At 62.9% G+C, this 17825-nt stretch carries 12 protein-coding genes; 11 read left to right on the forward strand and 1 reads right to left on the reverse strand.

Annotation, left to right across the window (positions count from 1 at the left end; translation table 11 throughout):
* The first annotated feature begins 279 nt into the window (after positions 1 to 279).
* The 7 genes from cydD (at position 280) to MA04_RS08865 (ending at position 8337) form a co-directional block, all read left to right on the forward strand.
* Positions 280 to 1881 (forward strand): thiol reductant ABC exporter subunit CydD, encoded by a 1602-nt coding sequence (cydD, locus tag MA04_RS08835; RefSeq protein ID WP_262460142.1) that lies wholly within the window; start codon positions 280 to 282, stop codon positions 1879 to 1881.
* Complete coding sequence (gene cydC, locus MA04_RS08840) at positions 1874 to 3529, forward strand: thiol reductant ABC exporter subunit CydC (RefSeq protein ID WP_262460143.1); 1656 nt, start codon at positions 1874 to 1876, stop codon at positions 3527 to 3529. The genes cydD and cydC overlap by 8 nt, the downstream gene beginning before the upstream one ends.
* Before the next feature lie 87 nt (positions 3530 to 3616).
* Entirely contained in the window at positions 3617 to 4624 is a 1008-nt protein-coding gene (ubiU, locus tag MA04_RS08845; protein WP_163126094.1) for a ubiquinone anaerobic biosynthesis protein UbiU, read from the forward strand.
* Between the two features lie 11 nt (positions 4625 to 4635).
* On the forward strand, positions 4636 to 5523 hold the full coding sequence (locus tag MA04_RS08850) for a U32 family peptidase (protein ID WP_163126096.1): 888 nt from the start codon (positions 4636 to 4638) through the stop codon (positions 5521 to 5523).
* Positions 5524 to 5666: 143 nt separating this feature from the next.
* Positions 5667 to 7397 carry a ribonucleoside triphosphate reductase gene (locus MA04_RS08855; RefSeq protein WP_163126098.1) on the forward strand — a complete coding sequence of 577 codons (1731 nt, stop codon included), beginning with the start codon at positions 5667 to 5669 and terminating at the stop codon, positions 7395 to 7397.
* Positions 7398 to 7442: 45 nt separating this feature from the next.
* On the forward strand, positions 7443 to 7634 hold the full coding sequence (nrdD, locus tag MA04_RS08860; RefSeq protein ID WP_163126100.1) for an anaerobic ribonucleoside-triphosphate reductase: 192 nt from the start codon (positions 7443 to 7445) through the stop codon (positions 7632 to 7634).
* Positions 7627 to 8337 (forward strand): anaerobic ribonucleoside-triphosphate reductase activating protein, encoded by a 711-nt coding sequence (locus MA04_RS08865; RefSeq protein ID WP_262460144.1) that lies wholly within the window; start codon positions 7627 to 7629, stop codon positions 8335 to 8337. The genes nrdD and MA04_RS08865 overlap by 8 nt, the downstream gene beginning before the upstream one ends.
* Before the next feature lie 173 nt (positions 8338 to 8510).
* Here MA04_RS08865 and ubiT read toward each other — a convergent pair whose 3' ends face one another.
* Complete coding sequence (ubiT, locus tag MA04_RS08870) at positions 8511 to 8978, reverse strand: ubiquinone anaerobic biosynthesis accessory factor UbiT (RefSeq protein ID WP_163126105.1); 468 nt, start codon at positions 8976 to 8978, stop codon at positions 8511 to 8513.
* Between the two features lie 141 nt (positions 8979 to 9119).
* Between ubiT and MA04_RS08875 the strand changes: the two genes are divergently transcribed.
* The 4 genes from MA04_RS08875 to narJ are packed head-to-tail and all read left to right on the forward strand — an operon-like array spanning position 9120 to position 17823.
* Positions 9120 to 11762: a nitrate/nitrite transporter gene (locus MA04_RS08875; protein WP_262460146.1), complete on the forward strand. Its 2643-nt coding sequence runs from the start codon at positions 9120 to 9122 to the stop codon at positions 11760 to 11762.
* Between the two features lie 10 nt (positions 11763 to 11772).
* Positions 11773 to 15519: a nitrate reductase subunit alpha gene (locus MA04_RS08880; protein WP_262460147.1), complete on the forward strand. Its 3747-nt coding sequence runs from the start codon at positions 11773 to 11775 to the stop codon at positions 15517 to 15519.
* Positions 15516 to 17072, forward strand: coding sequence for a nitrate reductase subunit beta (gene narH, locus MA04_RS08885; protein WP_262460148.1), 1557 nt, complete (start codon positions 15516 to 15518; stop codon positions 17070 to 17072). Before MA04_RS08880 ends, narH begins: the two co-directional genes overlap by 4 nt.
* Complete coding sequence (gene narJ / locus MA04_RS08890; RefSeq protein WP_163126113.1) at positions 17065 to 17823, forward strand: nitrate reductase molybdenum cofactor assembly chaperone; 759 nt, start codon at positions 17065 to 17067, stop codon at positions 17821 to 17823. The genes narH and narJ overlap by 8 nt, the downstream gene beginning before the upstream one ends.
* The last annotated feature ends 2 nt before the right edge of the window (positions 17824 to 17825 follow it).

Below are 17825 nucleotides of genomic sequence, written 5' to 3' on the forward strand. Positions count from 1 at the left end.
TGGCCATAAAAAACTGCCCGTTGACTTTCATCCAAGCGATCACGGACTGCGGGTGAAAGCCTGAGCAATCGGGTCTACCATTAATCCCCATCGTCGTTCGCGCTGGTGAAACTGAGTTCAGCATAGCACCGGCCCTGCCCCTGTTCACGTCGGCGGTCCAGAGAAGAGTTGAAAACCGGCATGCCTATTGATTTACATCAAGATTCTCCCGCATCGTCCGCGGAGCCCCCAACCAGCCCGCGGCTCTGGCTGGATGCGCAACGACGTCACGCCAGAATCATGGTGCGTTGGCTGTATCTGAGCGCGCTGGCGGATACGCCGCTGGCGATCGTTCAGGCGGGACTGCTGGCCTGGCTCGCCGCTGGTCTGCTCAACAGCGAGCCCTCTTTATGGCTGCCCGCCTCCCTGCTATTGCTGACGCTGGCGTTGCGGGCCCTGGCCGGAGCCGCCCGCGCCCGATTCAGTGCCGGCGCCGCCGCCGATATCGGCCAGGCGGTACGCAACGCCGTGGCGGAGGCATTGTTGCGCGGTGCAGGCGGTACTTTGACGGCCGGGGAAGCCAGCACCGCTCTGCTGGAACAAGCCGGCGCGGTGGGTCGCTATCACGCCGGTTTCGCGGTGCAACGGCGAGTGGCCAGCTTAGCCACGGTGCTGTTTTTACTGGCCGCGTTCAGCGTGGACTGGATCGTTGGCGTGATCTTCCTGTGCACCGCGCCTTTGATCCCGGTCTTCATGATGCTGGTGGGCAGTGGCGCGCAGCGGGCGGCGGATCGACAGTTGGAAAGTTTGCGCTTTCTCGGTGGCTATTTTCTCGATCGTCTGCGCGGCGTACTGACGCTGCGGGCCTTCGCCCGTGAAGCGGCGGAGCAACAGGCGGTGGATACCGTCAACGGCGAATATCGCAAACACACCATGAAAGTACTGCGGATCGCTTTTCTTACTTCCGCCGTGCTGGAGCTGTTCGCGGCGTTATCGGTGGCCCTGGTGGCCTTGTATGTGGGTTTGCACCTGCTCAATTTGATCGCCATTGGCCCCGGTCCCCGGCTTGATTTCGCCACCGGGCTTTGGCTACTGCTGCTGGCGCCGGAGTTCTATCAGCCGTTGCGTCAGCTGGCGGCCGGCTATCATGACCGCGCCGCCGCCCACGCCGCCGCCGAAGCCCTGGCCCCCCTGCTCGAGGAAGGTGACACCACCTCCGCCCCCGCTAACGTCTCCGCCACCGCTACCACTCTGACCCTCGACCAAGTGTCGTTCCGTTACCCTGGCAGCGAGGAAACTCTGCTGCACGACTGCTCTCTGACCGTAACAGCCGGAGCGTGCCTGGTACTCAGAGGCGACAGCGGCACCGGCAAGAGCACCCTGTTGAAACTGATCGCCGGTCTGCTGGCGCCGGACACCGGCGAGATAGGTCATAACGGCCGGCCGGCGCCACTGCTGGCGCAGGCGACCGGCAATCTGGCCTGGGCCGGGCAGCATCCGTGGTTCATCCACGGCACGGTGGCGGACAATTTGCGCCTGGCCGCCCCGGATGCCGATGACGCGGCCTTACATCAAGTATTGGCCGAATGCGGCCTGAACCACTTACCCGCCGGGCTGGATACCGCGCTGGACGAGAACGGCGGCGGCCTTTCCGGCGGCCAGGGACGCCGGTTGGCTTTGGCCCGGGCACTGCTGAGTCCGGCACCGCTGCTGCTGCTCGACGAGCCCACCGCGGAGCTGGATGAAACACTGGAACAACGCATCATCGCGGCGCTGCGCGCCCGCAAGGGACAACGCACCTTGGTGATCGCCACCCATTCCCCGGCGCTCGCCACCCTGGCCGACCAGAGCCTGTGGCTGGGCCCCTCACCCGTGTCCATGGAAGGGCAGGCCCATGGCTGATCGCATCACCTGGCTTCGTCATCAATTCAAAGGGGAAGGCGCGCGACTCCGCAATGCCGGGTTACTGGCACTGATTACTGTCCTCGCCGCCATGGCGCTACTGGGGTTGTCCGGCTGGTTCATCAGCGCCGCGGCGCTGGCCGGACTGGCCGCCGGTGGCCCGGCGGTGGCGTTCAACCTGCTGGTTCCCAGCGCCGGCATTCGCGCCCTGGCGGTGGGCCGCACCGTGTCCCGCTATTTCGAGCGGCTGGTCAGCCATGACGCCACCTTCCATGTGATGCAGCGCCTGCGCACGCAATTGTTCGCGGCGATTCTGCCGCGCATACCCGGGCCCTTGTCGTCACTGAGCAGCGGCCATTTGCTGGAGCGCCTGCTGGGCGATGTGGAACGTTTGGAGAACGCCTGGCTCGGACAGGGGCAGCCCGCCCTGGTGGCCGCCGCCACCGCCGTGGTATTGCTGCTCGCCGGATTCTGGATCGCCGGACCGGTGGCGGCCCTGGCCATGCTGGCGGGATTTATCGTGATGTTCCTGCTGCTGCGGCACTTGTCGAAAGTTTCCGCCGAACCATTGGAACAGCGGGCCTGGCAACGCGAACAGCTTCGTGGGGATTTGGTGCAAACCCTCAACGGACTGCCCGATGTGCTTGCCTATGGCCTGCGGCCGTCATTACTCGAGCAGTGGCGCCGCCGCCTGGCCGATCTGGCCGGGCTCGAACATCGGCTGGCCTTGCGGCACGCCATCACCCAGACCCTGATTCAGAGTCTGATGCAATGGCTGGCGGTGGCGATGCTGCTGATACTGATCACGCCGGTGCGGCAGGAGATGATCGACGCGCCGGTGGCGCTGGCCCTGATGCTACTGGTGCTGGCCGCCGCCGAAGTGACCCTGCCCCTGGCCCAGGCCTGGCAGGGCTGGCCGGACACCCGGGCCACCGTGACACGCCTGGACGCCCTGACCGGCACGCCGATCCCGCCGCCGGCCGCCAGTGGCAGCGAGATTCCCCAGGCCGACGGCGATTTGAAGGTCTCCGGACTGAGTTTCGCCTGGCCTGGGCAGCCGGCCTTGTTCAGCGGTCTTGATCTGCAAGCGCGAGCCGGCGCCCCGCTGGCCATCGTCGGCCCAAGCGGCAGTGGTAAATCCACCCTGCTGCATTGCCTGATGGGCCTGCAACGGATCAGTGCCGGCGAGATCCGTTTCGGCGGTGTCAGCCAGGCACGGGCGGACGGCGATGCCTGGCGCCAATGTTTCGCCCTGCTGTTACAGCAACAGCAGCTGTTCACCGGTACCCTGAGGGATAACTTGCGCCTGGCCAGACCGGACGCCAACGACGAGCGCCTCTGGCAAGTGCTGGAACAGGCCCGGCTGGCGGATCTGGTGCGGCAACGCGGCGGTCTCGATCATTGGATTGGCGCCAACGGCATGCATCTCTCCGGCGGACAGGGGCGGCGGTTATCACTGGCCCGGGTGCTGCTGCGGGACAGTCCGGTGATCCTGCTGGACGAGCCGTTCACCGGTCTGGAACCGGCCACCGCCGACGCTCTGTTCGACACGCTGCATTCCACCTTGAACGACCGGGTTCTAATCATGGTCACCCATGACCGGCGCCATGCTGGGCGCATGGAGAGTCAATTGGTTCTCGACGTCTGACGTCCGGCCTTCCCTTGACCCAGGTCAGCCCGGTGAGGCCCGGCGGCTTTACCCTGACCGGCCAAAGTATCTGGCATGGGAGGAGACATGAACGGTTCCCCGGAACTGGTCTGCCCCGCCGGCAATCTGCCGGCACTGAAAACCGCGGTGGACGAAGGCGCCAACGCGGTTTACATGGGTTTCAAGGACATCACCAACGCGCGTCGCTTCGCCGGTCTCAACTTCACCCCGGAACGGGCCCGGGAAGGTATCGACTACGCCCACCGGCAAGGCTGCCGGGTGTTCTGCGCCATCAACACCTATCCGCAAAACGACGGCTGGCCGCTCTGGACCCGGGCCGTGGATCAGGCCGCGGATCTCGGCGTGGACGCCTTGATTCTGGCGGACCTGGGCCTGCTCGAGTATGCCGCCCGCCGCCACCCGGACCTGCCCCGACATTTGTCCGTGCAGGGCTCCGCCACCAGCGCCGAGGCCTTGCACTTCTATCATCGCCATTTCGACATTCGCCGCGCGGTGCTGCCCCGGGTGCTGTCACTGGATCAGGTAAAACAACTGGCCGCGGCTTCTCCGGTAGCCCTGGAGGTGTTCGGCTTTGGCAGCCTGTGCATCATGGTGGAAGGACGCTGTTATCTTTCCTCTTATCTCACCGGTGAATCCCCCAATACCCACGGCGCCTGCTCACCCGCCGCCCACGTGCGCTGGGAAGAGCAGGACGGCGGTCTCAGTTCGCGCCTCAACGGCGTGCTCATCGATCGTTACGGTCCCGGCGAGCAGGCCGGTTATCCGACCCTGTGCAAGGGCCGCTTCCGGGTCGATGACGAGCTCTATCACGCCATCGAGGAACCCACCAGCCTGAACACGCTGGAGCTGCTGCCGGAACTGCAAGCTCTCGGCATCGCCGCGGTGAAGATCGAAGGCCGGCAACGCAGTCCCGCCTACGTGCGGGAGGTCACCCGGGTGTGGCGCCAGGCGTTGGACCGTCTCTCCCGGACGCCGTCCAAGTTCCAATCGGAGCCGGCCTGGCAACGCACTCTGAGCAACCTGTCCGAAGGCACCACCACCACTCTGGGCGCCTACGAGCGCCGCTGGAAATAGGAGGCATCGGCATGCTGGAACTGGCCCTGGGACCGGTGCCGTTTTATTGGCACCAACGGGACTACGAGACCTTCTATGAGCACGCGGCGGACTGGCCGGTGGAACGGATCTATCTGGGTGAGACCGTGTGCGGGCGGCGGCGGGACATGAAACTGGATCACTGGCTCGGGCTGGCCCGGGAACTGCGCGCGCAGGGCAAGACCGTGGTGCTGGCCTCGCAGACCCTGATCGAGGCCGGCGCCGATCTGCGCGCGCTGCGCCGACTGTGCGATAACGGCGAACTGCCGGTGGAAGCCAATGACATGAGCGCCGTGCAGTTGCTGAGTGAAGCGAGGCTCCCCTTTATCGGCGGCGCCCCCCTCAACCTCTACAACGTGGAAGCCATCCGTTTGCTGGCCGGTTCCGGTATGCAGCGCTGGCACGCGCCACTGGAGCTGTCCCGGCAGGCGCTCACCGCTTTGCTGACAGCACTGCGGGAACAGGATCTGGCTCTGCCGTGCGAGGTACACGCCTATGGGCATCTGGCGCTGGCCTGGTCGGCCCGTTGCTTCACCGCCCGGCGGCGGGGCCATGCCAAGGACCGCTGCCAGTTTGTTTGCCGGGACGATCCTCAGGGGCTGCCTCTGTTCAGTCAGGATGGTCGAAGACTGTTCACTCTCAATGGCATCCAGACCCTCTCCGCCTGGCCCCAGGACCTGCGCCGGGAACTGCCGGTGATGGCTGAAATGGGGATAAGCAGCGCGCGCCTGGTGGTGGCCGACGAGCCCATGGCCGACATAGTGGCGGCTTTTGATCAAGTGCGCCGGGGCCAGCCGGATAACCGGGACCCGCTTGCCCTGGTGGACGAAGCGCGCTGCGACGGCTACTGGCACGGTGCTCCCGGGATGGAGCGGCGATAGGACGCCGGCAAGATGAAAAGCTGGTCCCTCCCACTCTCCCTTTCCTTGACCCAGATCAGCCCTTTCTCTCGGCCTCACCTTTACGCTGACCACCATATATTGTGCCAACACAAACAAAACACACTAAATATGGAAACAGTGTCATGACCACACCCCGCCCGGACAGCACGGTGACGGTGAGCACCACCGTCGAGGAATACCTCAGTCGCGCCGACTGGCGCGTGCACGCCAACGCCAATCAGGGCTACTCCCTGGGCGGGCTGATTCTCAACATCTCCGGCAAGCTGATCGCCAACTACTGGCTCGATCAGGTTTACCCACCAGAGATCGGCAGCGCCCATCGGGAAGGCGATCTGCACCTGCATGATCTGGATATGCTGAGCGGCTACTGTGCCGGCTGGTCCCTGCGCAGCCTGTTGATGGAAGGGTTCAACGGCGTCACCGACCGCGCCGAAAGCGGCCCGCCCAAACATCTCTCCAGCGCGCTTGGCCAGATGGTCAACTTCCTTGGCACACTGCAAAACGAATGGGCCGGCGCCCAGGCCTTCAGTTCCTTCGACACCTATCTGGCCCCCTATGTGCGCCGTGACAACCTGGACTACCCGGCGATACGGCAAGCACTCCAGGAATTCATCTACAACCTCAATGTGCCGTCCCGTTGGGGCAGCCAGACGCCGTTCACCAATCTGACCTTCGACTGGACCTGCCCGGAGGATCTGCGCGAACAGGTACCGGTGATCGCCGGCGAGGAGCAGCCGTTCACCTACGGCGAGCTGCAAGCAGAGATGGATCTGATCAACCGCGCCTATCTGGAAGTGATGGAAGCCGGCGATCAACGCGGCCGGGTTTTCACCTTCCCGATTCCCACCTACAACATCACCGAGGATTTCGATTGGGACGCGCCCAACACGGAGCGGCTGTTCGCGCTGACCGCCAAATATGGCCTGCCCTACTTTCAGAACTTCCTCAATTCCGACCTGCAGCCGCATATGGTGCGGTCCATGTGTTGCCGCTTGCAGTTGGATGTCCGCGAGCTGCTCAAGCGCGGCAATGGCTTGTTCGGCAGTGCCGAGCAGACCGGCTCCGTGGGCGTGGTGACCATCAATTGCGCGCGGCTGGGGCACCGCTTCGCCGGCGACGAAAGCGGCCTCTACCGGGAATTGGATCGTCTGCTGGAACTGGGCCGCGACAGTCTGGAAATCAAACGCGACTGCATCCAACGCTGGATGGACGCCGGTCTTTATCCCTACACCCGGCGCTATCTGGGCACCTTGCGCAATCATTTCTCCACACTGGGCGTGAACGGTCTCAACGAGATGGTGCGTAATTTCACCCATGATCGCCAGGATATCGCCACCGAGCAGGGTCGTGACCTGGCCTTGCGTCTGCTGGAACACGTACGCGAACGCATGCGTGGTTTCCAGGAAGAGACCGGCCATCTGTACAACCTGGAGGCCACCCCGGCGGAAGGCACCACCTACCGCTTCGCCAAGGAGGACGCCCGCCGCTATCCCGACATTCTCCAGGCCGGCACCCCCGAGGCTCCCTATTACACCAACTCCAGTCAGTTGCCGGTGGGCCATACCGAGGATCCGTTCGCGGCGCTGATTCATCAAGACCCGCTGCAAACCCGCTATACCGGCGGCACCGTGCTGCATCTGTACATGCGCGAACGGCTTTCCAGCTCCCGCGCCTGCCGCCAGTTGGTACGCACCGCCCTGTCCCGGTTCCGACTGCCTTACATAACCGTGACGCCGACCTTTTCCATTTGTCCGGTGCACGGCTACCTGGCTGGAGAACACGAATTCTGCCCGCGCTGCGACGACGCGCTGCTGGCCCAACAAACAACGGTGAAAGACACCCACGTGGCCTGACACTTTCACATTGGTTTTTATTCCATCGCAAAAAGGAGACACACCATGAACGCTTCTCTCTCCACTGCTTCCCTGAATCCCCGTGACACTCTGCCCGAAGAACAACGCCAGCGCTGCGAAGTCTGGACCCGGGTGATGGGGTATCACCGACCGGTCAGCCAGTTCAATCCGGGTAAAAAATCCGAACATCGCCAGCGCCGTCATTTTTGTGAGCGGCAGGCTCGGCTGGATGACTGATGTCGGTTCCGGTCCGGCCCTGCCGGTGGCGGGGCTGACACCGCTGACCACACTGGACTATCCGGGCCGGTTGGCGTGCGTGGTCTTCCTTCAAGGTTGCCCGCTGCGTTGCGGCTATTGCCATAACCCGCACATGATCCCGCCCCGGCGGGGCCAGATGCGGGAGTGGCGCGAGGTCGAATCCTTTCTTGAAACACGACGAGGTCTGTTGGAGGCGGTGGTGTTCAGTGGTGGCGAACCCACCCGGCATCCGCAGCTGTTACTGGCGATACAGCGAGCCCGTGAGCGAGGGTTCGGCATCGGTCTGCACACCGCCGGCAGTTACCCCCGACGTCTGAGCACACTGATACCGGATTTGGATTGGGTGGGCCTGGACGTGAAAGGGGATGCGGCCCAAATCGATCGTATCACCGGGCGCGGCCGTCAGTGGCGACAACTGTGCGACAGTCTGGATCAGTTGCTGGCCGCCGATCTCGCTTTGGAGTGCCGCACTACCGTGCACTGGCGCGATTTCGATGAGGCCGCCTTGGAACGGCTGGCACGCTGGCTGGCCGCTAAAGGAGTGCGCCACTACGCTCTGCAATGGGCGCGACCACAACAATGCCTGTCACCGTCCTATCAACAGCCGTCGCCGATAGCCAATCCTCTGCCCGGCCTGGCGGAACGGCTGCGGCCATTATTTGAAACGCTCAGCGTGCGTTGACAATGGGGATGTGAATTCAAAGGTCGCCACAAGAGCACTGTAGGAGCTTGGTCCGGGCGGCGGGCCGCTGCAAGCGAATTGTGCTTTCAACCCCAACAGATTCGCTTGCAGGCAAGCTCCTACAGCGGCTTCGCGGCCCCTCTGCGGGAACCTGCAGCGGGTATTTATCCGCTTCAGCAAAGCCCCCGCGCCAACAGCCGCAAGCCCTCCCGCACCGGTTCCGGCCAGCCGCCCTGGTCCAGGCCATCGAGCAGGTTCTTCACCCACAACCCCAATTCGGTGTCCCCTTCCACCAACAAACGGCGCTGGAAAAACAAAGTGTCCGGGTCCTGTTCCCTGCCAAGGAGCTGCAAAAATTCACGCCAGCCGCCACGAATGCACGCCTCGCCAGGGCGTTCGCTTAACCGCAGACGGTTTGCTTGCAGCGTCACGGTAAAACGCGGCGCGCCATCGGCCAGATCAAGGGTCAGGTGGCGTCCCTGCAAGGGTTCGAATTCCCCCGCCGCCAACGGCTCCGCCAACAGACGGTTCATCAGCGGTTCCAGAAAGGGACGCTTCAGCAACAACGGAGCATGAGCATCGATATGGCGAAATACCGCCAGCGGCGACGGTGGCCCGAACGGCGTTAAGGGAAAACGCATTGAGCAGTCTCCAGACTGTCATGACAGGAATACCCATGCTCCCTGCCATTCGTCGGAGACACGTTGACCCTGATCAATACGTCTGATAGGTATTTCTGACAGATTGCCACACACGGACGGCCCATACCTCAAGGAGGCACCGTGGCATCAACGGAACCGGTCTCACACCCCGGCTCGGGGCAGGCATTGTTCCTTTCCACCCTGGCGTTCACTCTGTGCTTCGCCGTCTGGACGCTGTTGTCCATTATCGGCATCCCTCTCAGTAAAGAACTGAATCTGTCGGATACCGAACTGGGCTTGCTGATCGCGACACCGGTGCTCACCGGCTCGATCAGCCGACCGGTTCTCGGCATTCTCACCGACCGCTTCGGCGGGCGTCTGGTCATGGGCATCCTGCTGCTGGTCAGCTCCAGTTGCGTCTACCTTCTGACCCTGGCCCACAGTTACTCGATGCTGCTGTTGGCGGCGTTGGGGCTGGGGCTGGCCGGCGGCGCCTTCGCCGTGGGCACCGCCTACGTTTCCCGCTGGTTTGGCGGTGACCGTCAGGGCATCGCCCTGGGCGTTTTCGGCGCCGGCAACATGGGCTCCTCGCTGACCAACTTCGCCGCGCCTTTACTGCTGGTCGCCCTCGGCTGGCAGGGCACCACCCAGGTGTACGCACTGGTGCTGGCGTTGATGGGCCTTGGCTTCCTGGTGTTCGCGCGGGATCCGCGTCATCCGACGCCGTCTCTCACCTTGAGTCAGCGGCTGGCGCCCATGGCCGACCTTCGAGTGTGGCGCTTCTCGCTCTATTACTTTTTCGTATTCGGCGCCTTCGTTGCCCTGGCCCTGTGGCTGCCCCACTACCTGATGAGGGTCTACGGGGTGAGTCTCACCACCGCCGGCCTGATCACCCTTTTGTTCACCCTGCCCGGCTCCCTGTTCCGCATTCTCGGCGGCTGGCTCTCCGACCGGTACGGCGCGCGGCGCGTGATGTACTGGACCTTCATCGCCTGCCTGGTTTGCACTTTCCTGCTCAGTTACCCTCCCACCGAATACCGTATTCAGGGCATCGACGGCGAGCTGCGTTTCTCTCTGATCATGGGCCTGCCGCCCTTCGTGCTGCTGATCATGGTGCTGGGCTTTTTTATGTCCCTGGGCAAGGCGGCGGTCTTCAAACACATCCCTACCTACTACCCCGAACACGTGGGCGCCGTGGGTGGTGTGGTGGGCATGGTCGGCGGCCTTGGCGGCTTCTTCCTGCCGCTGACCTTCGGCATGCTCAATGACGTGGTGGGCATCTGGCAAAGCTGTTTCATGCTGCTGTTCGTGCTGGTGGCGGGAGCGCTGGCGTGGATGCATTACGCCATCATCAAGGCCAACCGGGTGGAATGGACGGAGCAACGCGAAACCGGCGACCTGCCGGAACTGTCCACCCCGAGCAAATTGGTACTGCAGGACTGGCGGCCGGAGGACACCGATTTCTGGGAACATCAGGGCCGCGCCGTCGCCCGCCGCAACTTGTGGATTTCCATTCCCAATCTGGTGCTGGCCTTTTCTGTCTGGATGGTATGGTCGGTGGTGGTGGCACGGCTGCCGCAAGTGGGCTTCGACTACAGCGCCAACCAGCTGTTCTGGCTGGCGGCGTTACCGGGTCTCTCCGGCGCCACTCTGCGAGTGTTCTACAGCTTCATGGTGCCGATCTTCGGCGGCCGTCGCTGGACCGCTTTTTCCACCGCGTCGCTGTTACTGCCGGCGCTGTGGATCGGCTTCGCGGTGCGCAATCCGGACACCCCTTATCTGGTGATGCTGGTACTGGCTTTGCTGTGCGGTTTCGGCGGCGGCAACTTCGCTTCCAGCATGGCGAACATTTCCTTTTTCTTTCCGAAAAAGGAAAAGGGCGCCGCCATGGGACTCAACGCGGGCCTCGGTAACCTGGGCGTGAGCCTGATGCAGTTCCTGGTACCGCTGGTGATTACCACCGGCGTCTTTGCCTTCGTGGTCGGCGATCCGCAAACGACCGCCGACGGCGAGCGCTTATGGCTGCAGAACGCGGGCTTCGTCTGGGTGCCGTTCATTATTGCCGCCACCGTGGCCGCCTGGTTCGGCATGAACGATATCGCCAGCGCCAAGTCCTCATTCCAGGATCAGGCGGTGATTTTCCGGCGCAAGCACAACTGGCTGATGTGCGTGCTGTACACCGGCACCTTTGGCAGCTTTATCGGTTTCGCCGCCGCCTTTCCGCTGCTCAGCTCCCATTTGTTCCCCGAAGTGGACGCTCTCAAGCTGGCGTTCCTCGGTCCGCTTCTCGGAGCGCTGAGCCGTGCCTTCTCCGGTGGCGTGGCGGACCGGCTTGGCGGAGGCCGCGTTACCTTCTGGGTGTTCGTCGGCATGATCGCCGGGGTGATCGGATTACTCTGGTTCCTCGACCATCGCGATCAACCTGGCGCCTTCGTCGGCTTCTTCGTCTGTTTCCTCTGGCTGTTCCTGGTCTCCGGGGTGGGCAACTCCAGCACCTTTCAAATGGTGCCGGCCATCTTCCGTCATGAAGTGGCCCGGCTGATGCCGGACCAGGATGTCCGGCAACAGCAACTGGAAAGCGACCGCGAAGCCGCCGCCGTGGTCGGCTTTACCTCCGCCATCGCCGCCTACGGTGCCTTTTTTATTCCCAAGGCCTTCGGCACGGCCCTGGATCTCACCGGCGGCGCCGAACCGGCGCTGTACGGATTTCTGCTGTTCTACGTCCTGTGTCTGGGACTGACCTGGTTCTATTACACCCGCAAAAAAGCGGTGATTCCCTGTTAGGAGCAACACCATGAGCCACTTTCTGGACCGCCTGAGGTATCTCGGAAAGAATCCAACCGAATTTTCCGATCACCATGGTGAGACCCGCGACGAAAACCGGGACTGGGAAGACGGGTATCGGGCCCGCTGGCAACACGACAGGATCGTGCGATCCACCCATGGGGTGAACTGCACCGGCTCCTGCAGTTGGAAGATCTACGTAAAGAACGGCCTGGTGACCTGGGAAACCCAGCAAACCGATTACCCCCGTACCCGCCCGGACCTGCCCAACCACGAGCCCCGGGGCTGCCCCCGTGGCGCCAGCTATTCCTGGTATCTGTACAGCGCCAACCGGCTCAAGTATCCACTGGTGCGGCAATCCCTGTGGCGGCTGTGGCGCGAGGCACTGGGCCAGCACACCGATCCGGTGGACGCCTGGGCCAGCCTGGTCGAGGATCCGGCCAAGACCGCCCAATACAAGAAAAACCGGGGCATGGGCGGTTTCGTGCGCGCCGGCTGGGATGAGTTGAATACGCTGATCGCGGCCGCCAACATCTACACCGCCAAGCAGTACGGGCCGGATCGCATCATCGGCTTCTCGCCCATCCCGGCCATGTCCATGGTGTCCTACGCCGCCGGCGCACGTTACCTGTCCCTTATTGGTGGTGTTTGTCTGAGCTTCTACGATTGGTACTGCGACCTGCCGCCCGCCTCGCCGCAGACCTGGGGTGAACAAACCGATGTGCCGGAATCCGCGGACTGGTACAACAGTGGCTACATCATTGCTTGGGGTTCCAACGTGCCGCAAACACGTACCCCCGATGCCCATTTCTTCACCGAGGTGCGTTACAAGGGCACCAAGACCGTGGCGATCACGCCGGACTACGCGGAGGTGGCCAAGCTCTCCGATGAGTGGGTGAGCGCCAGGCAGGGCACCGACGCCGCCCTCGCTTTGGCGATGGGCCATGTGATCCTCAAGGAGTTTCACCTGGATTCCCCCAGCACCTACTTCACCGACTACGTGCGCCGCTATACCGACCTGCCCTGTTTGGTGGAACTGGAACGCCGCGACGATGGCCGCTATGTGCCCGGCCGACAACTGCGCGCCAGCCACTTCGCCAACAATCTGGGCCAGGACAATAATCCGGACTGGAAAACACTGGTCTGGGATGAGAACGGGGAACGGCTGGCGGTACCGCGCGGCTCCATTGGCTTCCGCTGGGGCGAACAGGGCAAATGGAATCTGGAACCGGTTGACGCCGATGGCCAGGACATCCAACCCCGCCTCAGCCTGGCCGGCGATCACGACCGGGTGGAAAAGGTCGCCTTCCCTTATTTCGGCGGCATTCCCCACGAACACTTTCCTCATGTGGAAAATGGCGGCGACGACACCCTCACCCACAGCCTGCCGGTGAAAGTGTTCACCGGTGCTGATGGCGGCGAGATTCTGGCGGTAACGGTGTTTGATTTGCTCTGCGCCAACTACGGTATCGATCGGGGGCTCGGCGAGGATCAAGGCGCCACCGATTACCGGCAAGTCAAACCCTATACCCCCGCCTGGCAGGAGAACATCACCGGTGTACCAGCGGACCAGTGCATTCGCATCGCCCGGGAGTTCGCCAGCAATGCCGACAGGACACGCGGCCGATCCATGATCATCGTCGGCGCCGGCATGAACCACTGGTATCACATGGACATGAACTACCGGGGCCTGATCAATCTGCTGGTGATGTGCGGCTGCGTCGGACAAAGCGGCGGCGGCTGGGCTCATTACGTGGGTCAGGAAAAGCTGAGGCCGCAAACCGGCTGGCTGCCTCTGGCCTTCGGCCTGGACTGGTCCCGGCCGCCGCGCCACATGAACGGCACCTCTTTTTTCTACGCCCACTCTTCCCAATGGCGTTACGAAAAACTGGACGTGAGGAGCCTGCTCTCGCCGTTGGCGAAAGTGGAGGACTACGATGGCAGTCTGATCGATTTCAATGTGCGCGCCGAACGCATGGGCTGGCTGCCTTCCGCGCCGCAATTGAACACCAATCCGCTGCGTCTGGCTCAAGCCGCGCGGCAGGCCGGGCAAAACACCGCGGATTACGCGGTATCTCAACTGAAATCCGGTGCGCTGAAATTCGCCGCCGAGGATCCCGACGATCCGCAAAATTTTCCACGCAATCTGTTCGTGTGGCGCTCCAATCTTCTCGGCAGCTCCGGCAAAGGCCATGAATACATGCTCAAGTACCTGCTCGGTACCCGCCATGGCATTCAGGGCAAGGACCTTGGCGACGGCGGTGAACGCCCCCGGGAAGTGACCTGGCACGACGACGCACCGGAGGGCAAACTCGATCTGTTGGTGACGCTGGATTTCCGCATGTCCACCACCTGCCTGTACTCCGACGTGGTGCTGCCCACCGCCACCTGGTATGAGAAAGACGATCTCAACACCTCGGACATGCATCCGTTCATCCATCCGCTCACCGCCGCCACCGATCCGGCCTGGGAGTCACGCAGCGACTGGGATATCTATAAAGGCATCGCCAAAGCCTTTTCCCAAGTGTGCGAGGGCCATCTGGGCGAGGAAACCGATCTGGTCACCCTGCCGCTGCAGCACGACTCTCCGGCGGAGCTGGCGCAGCCGCAGGTGAAGGATTGGAAAAAAGACGAATGCGAGCCGGTGCCGGGGAAAACCATGCCCTCGCTGATCGAGGTGCAACGCGATTACCCGGCCACCTACGAACGCTTTACCGCTCTGGGCCCGGCACTGGAGAAACTCGGCAATGGCGGTAAGGGCATCAGTTGGAACACGGATAAGGAAGTGGCTTTTCTCGGCCAGCTTAACCGTCGCAAGACAGCGGGCCCGGCCAAGGATAGACCCTGCATCGAAACCGCCATTGACGCCGCCGAGGTGATCCTCAGCCTGGCACCGGAAACCAACGGTCAGGTGGCGGTCAAGGCCTGGGAGGCGCTGTCCCGATTCACCGGCCGCGATCACAGCCACCTTGCCCATCCCAAGGAAGAGGAAAAAATCCGTTTTCGCGATATCGTCGCCCAACCGCGCAAGATCATTTCCAGCCCGACCTGGTCCGGCCTGGAAGACGAACATGTGTCCTACAACGCCGGCTACACCAACGTGCACGAACTGATTCCCTGGCGCACGGTGAGCGGTCGTCAGCAGCTTTATCAGGACCACCCCTGGATGCGCGCCTTCGGCGAAAGCCTGCTGGTGTACCGGCCGCCCATCGACACCCGCGCCGCCAGCAGCGTCACGCCACCGGCGGACAACGGCTATCCCAGCAAGGCGCTGAACTTCCTCACGCCGCACCAAAAGTGGGGTATTCATTCCACCTACAGTGACAACCTGCTGATGCTGACGCTGAACCGGGGCGGACCAGTGGTGTGGCTGTCGGAATCCGATGCCGCTGATCTGGGCGTGGCCGACAACGACTGGATCGAGCTGTACAACGCCAACGGCGCCATCGCCGCCCGGGCCGTGGTCAGCCAGCGGGTGAAAGAGGGCATGGTGATGATGTACCACGCCCAGGAGCGCAACGTGCATGTGCCGGGCTCGGAAATCACCGGTACCCGGGGTGGCATCCACAACTCGGTGACCCGGGTCTGCCCCAAACCCACCCACATGATTGGCGGCTACGCGCAGCTCGCCTATGGGTTCAACTACTACGGCACCGTCGGCTCCAACCGTGACGAGTTCGTCATGGTCCGGCGCATGAAACACATTGACTGGCTGGACGGTGAAGGCCAGGACTTCGTTCAGGAGGCCGCGAAATGACTATTCGATCCCAGGTCGGCATGGTTCTCAATCTGGACAAGTGCATTGGCTGCCACACCTGCTCGGTGACCTGCAAGAACGTCTGGACCAGCCGCGAGGGCGTGGAATACGCCTGGTTCAACAACGTGGAAACCAAGCCCGGCATTGGCTACCCCAAGGAATGGGAGAACCAGAACAAATGGAAAGGTGGCTGGCTGCGTCGCAAGGACGGCCGCATCGAACCACGCATCGGAGGCAAGTGGCGGGTGCTGGCCAATCTGTTCGCCAATCCGGACCTGCCGGAAATCGACGATTACTACGAGCCTTTCGACTTCGACTATGAGCATCTCCACCAGGCCAAGCCTGGCAAGCATCAACCGGTGGCGCGGCCGCGCTCGCTGATTTCCGGCGAGCGCATGAAGAAAATCGAATGGGGCCCCAACTGGGAGGAGATTCTCGGCACCGAGTTCGCCCGGCGCCGCAAGGACAGCAACTTCGATCAGATACAAGCGGACATCTACGGGCAGTTTGAAAACACCTTCATGATGTATTTGCCGCGTCTGTGCGAACACTGTCTCAACCCGACCTGCGTGGCTTCCTGTCCCAGCGGCGCCATCTATAAGCGGGAGGAGGACGGCATCGTCCTGATCGACCAGGACAAATGCCGGGGCTGGCGCATGTGTGTGTCCGGCTGTCCGTACAAGAAAATCTATTACAACTGGAAAAGCGGAAAATCGGAAAAATGCATTTTCTGTTTCCCGCGTATCGAGGCCGGAGAGCCCACCGTGTGTTCGGAAACCTGCGTCGGACGGATCCGCTATCTGGGCGTGCTGCTGTACGACGCGGACCGTATCAAGGAAGTGGCGGAAAGCCCGGATGAGCGGGATCTGTACCACCGTCAACGGGACATCTTTCTCGATCCCCATGACCCGGACGTTATCGAACAGGCCCGCGCCGATGGCATTCCCGATAACGTGATCGCCGCCGCCCAGGCCTCGCCGGTGTACAAGCTGGCGGTGGACTGGCAGCTGGCGCTGCCGCTGCACCCGGAGTATCGCACCCTGCCCATGGTTTGGTATGTGCCGCCACTGTCGCCGATCCAGTCCGCCGCCGAGGCGGGCGATCTGGAATTCGACGGTGTGCTGCCGAGGATCGAATCCCTGCGCATCCCGGTTAAGTATCTGGCCAATATGCTCACCGCCGGCGAGGAAGAACCGGTGGTGCTGGCGTTGAAACGATTGCTGGCCATGCGCGTGTATATGCGCGGCAAACAGGTGGATGGCGAAACCGATACCACCGTACTCGACCAGGTGGGTCTCAGCGAAGCCCAGGTCATGGAAATGTACCGCTATCTGGCCATCGCCAACTACGAGGACCGTTTCGTCATCCCCACCAGCCATCGCGAACAGGCTCGCGAGGCGTTTCCGGAACGCGGCGGCTGCGGCTTCACCTTCGGCAATGGTTGCCAGGGCGGCGACGACGAGGTCAGTCTGTTCGGCGGGCGCAAGCAGACCGCCACCCTGGTAAAACCGCGGCGTTTCGAACCGGATCAGCAGGAGACCCGTCATGACTGAGATCACCCAACGGAGCCTGCGCGCCCTCGCCCGCCTGCTGGAGTATCCCGAAGCTACTTTGCAACAGGCGACACCGGAGCTGGTCGACGCCCTGAACGCGGAACGACGCTGGACCCTGTCGATGCGGGACCGGCTTGGCCAATGGTGCGAACGGATTGGCGCCGCCGATTTGCTGGATCTGCAGGCCGAATACGTGGCCCTGTTCGACCGTGGCCGCGCTACTTCGCTGCTACTGTTCGAGCATGTCCATGGTGAATCCCGGGACCGGGGCCAGGCCATGGTGGATTTGCTTGATCACTACCGGCAGGCCGGCTTTCAGTTGGAAGCGCGGGAATTACCCGATTATCTGCCCCTGTTTCTGGAGTTTCTGTCCACCCGCCGGGAAGCGGAAATCGGCCGCTGGCTCGGTGAAGTCCGCGCCATTCTCGCCCGGCTGGCGGCACGGTTGGAGAGCCGGGAGGCGCCCCAGGCCCTGGCCGTCACCGCTTTGCTGGCTCTGATCGGCGCGGAATCGGAAATCCAGGCGCATCGGCCCGAGGTATCCCGGGAAGCACCGGACCACACTCCCCAGGCCCTGGACGCGGTGTGGGAAGAGGAAGCCGTGCGGTTCTCCGCCGAATCCGATCAGGACTGTCAATTGCAATCCGCCCAAGGCCGTCACCGGACCCGGCAACGGCAACGGGCCGAGGAGCAACCGGTCCGTTTCGTCCCACCCACAGCGGCGGCCGCCAGCGGTCGCGCCAAGGAGTGAGC

The sequence above is a fragment of the Alloalcanivorax balearicus MACL04 genome, from assembly GCF_025532145.1.
Taxonomy (GTDB): Bacteria; Pseudomonadota; Gammaproteobacteria; order Pseudomonadales; family Alcanivoracaceae; genus Alloalcanivorax; species Alloalcanivorax balearicus.

Coding starts and splice junctions, on each gene's coding strand:
- MA04_RS08855 (WP_163126098.1), top strand. CDS start 5,667: ATGACCACACCCCGCCCGGACAGCACGGTGACGGTGAGCACCACCGTC.
- MA04_RS08850 (WP_163126096.1), top strand. CDS start 4,636: ATGCTGGAACTGGCCCTGGGACCGGTGCCGTTTTATTGGCACCAACGG.
- MA04_RS08880 (WP_262460147.1), top strand. CDS start 11,773: ATGAGCCACTTTCTGGACCGCCTGAGGTATCTCGGAAAGAATCCAACC.
- cydC (WP_262460143.1), top strand. CDS start 1,874: ATGGCTGATCGCATCACCTGGCTTCGTCATCAATTCAAAGGGGAAGGC.
- ubiU (WP_163126094.1), top strand. CDS start 3,617: ATGAACGGTTCCCCGGAACTGGTCTGCCCCGCCGGCAATCTGCCGGCA.
- ubiT (WP_163126105.1), bottom strand. CDS start 8,978: ATGCGTTTTCCCTTAACGCCGTTCGGGCCACCGTCGCCGCTGGCGGTA.
- narH (WP_262460148.1), top strand. CDS start 15,516: ATGACTATTCGATCCCAGGTCGGCATGGTTCTCAATCTGGACAAGTGC.
- nrdD (WP_163126100.1), top strand. CDS start 7,443: ATGAACGCTTCTCTCTCCACTGCTTCCCTGAATCCCCGTGACACTCTG.
- narJ (WP_163126113.1), top strand. CDS start 17,065: ATGACTGAGATCACCCAACGGAGCCTGCGCGCCCTCGCCCGCCTGCTG.
- cydD (WP_262460142.1), top strand. CDS start 280: ATGGTGCGTTGGCTGTATCTGAGCGCGCTGGCGGATACGCCGCTGGCG.
- MA04_RS08865 (WP_262460144.1), top strand. CDS start 7,627: ATGACTGATGTCGGTTCCGGTCCGGCCCTGCCGGTGGCGGGGCTGACA.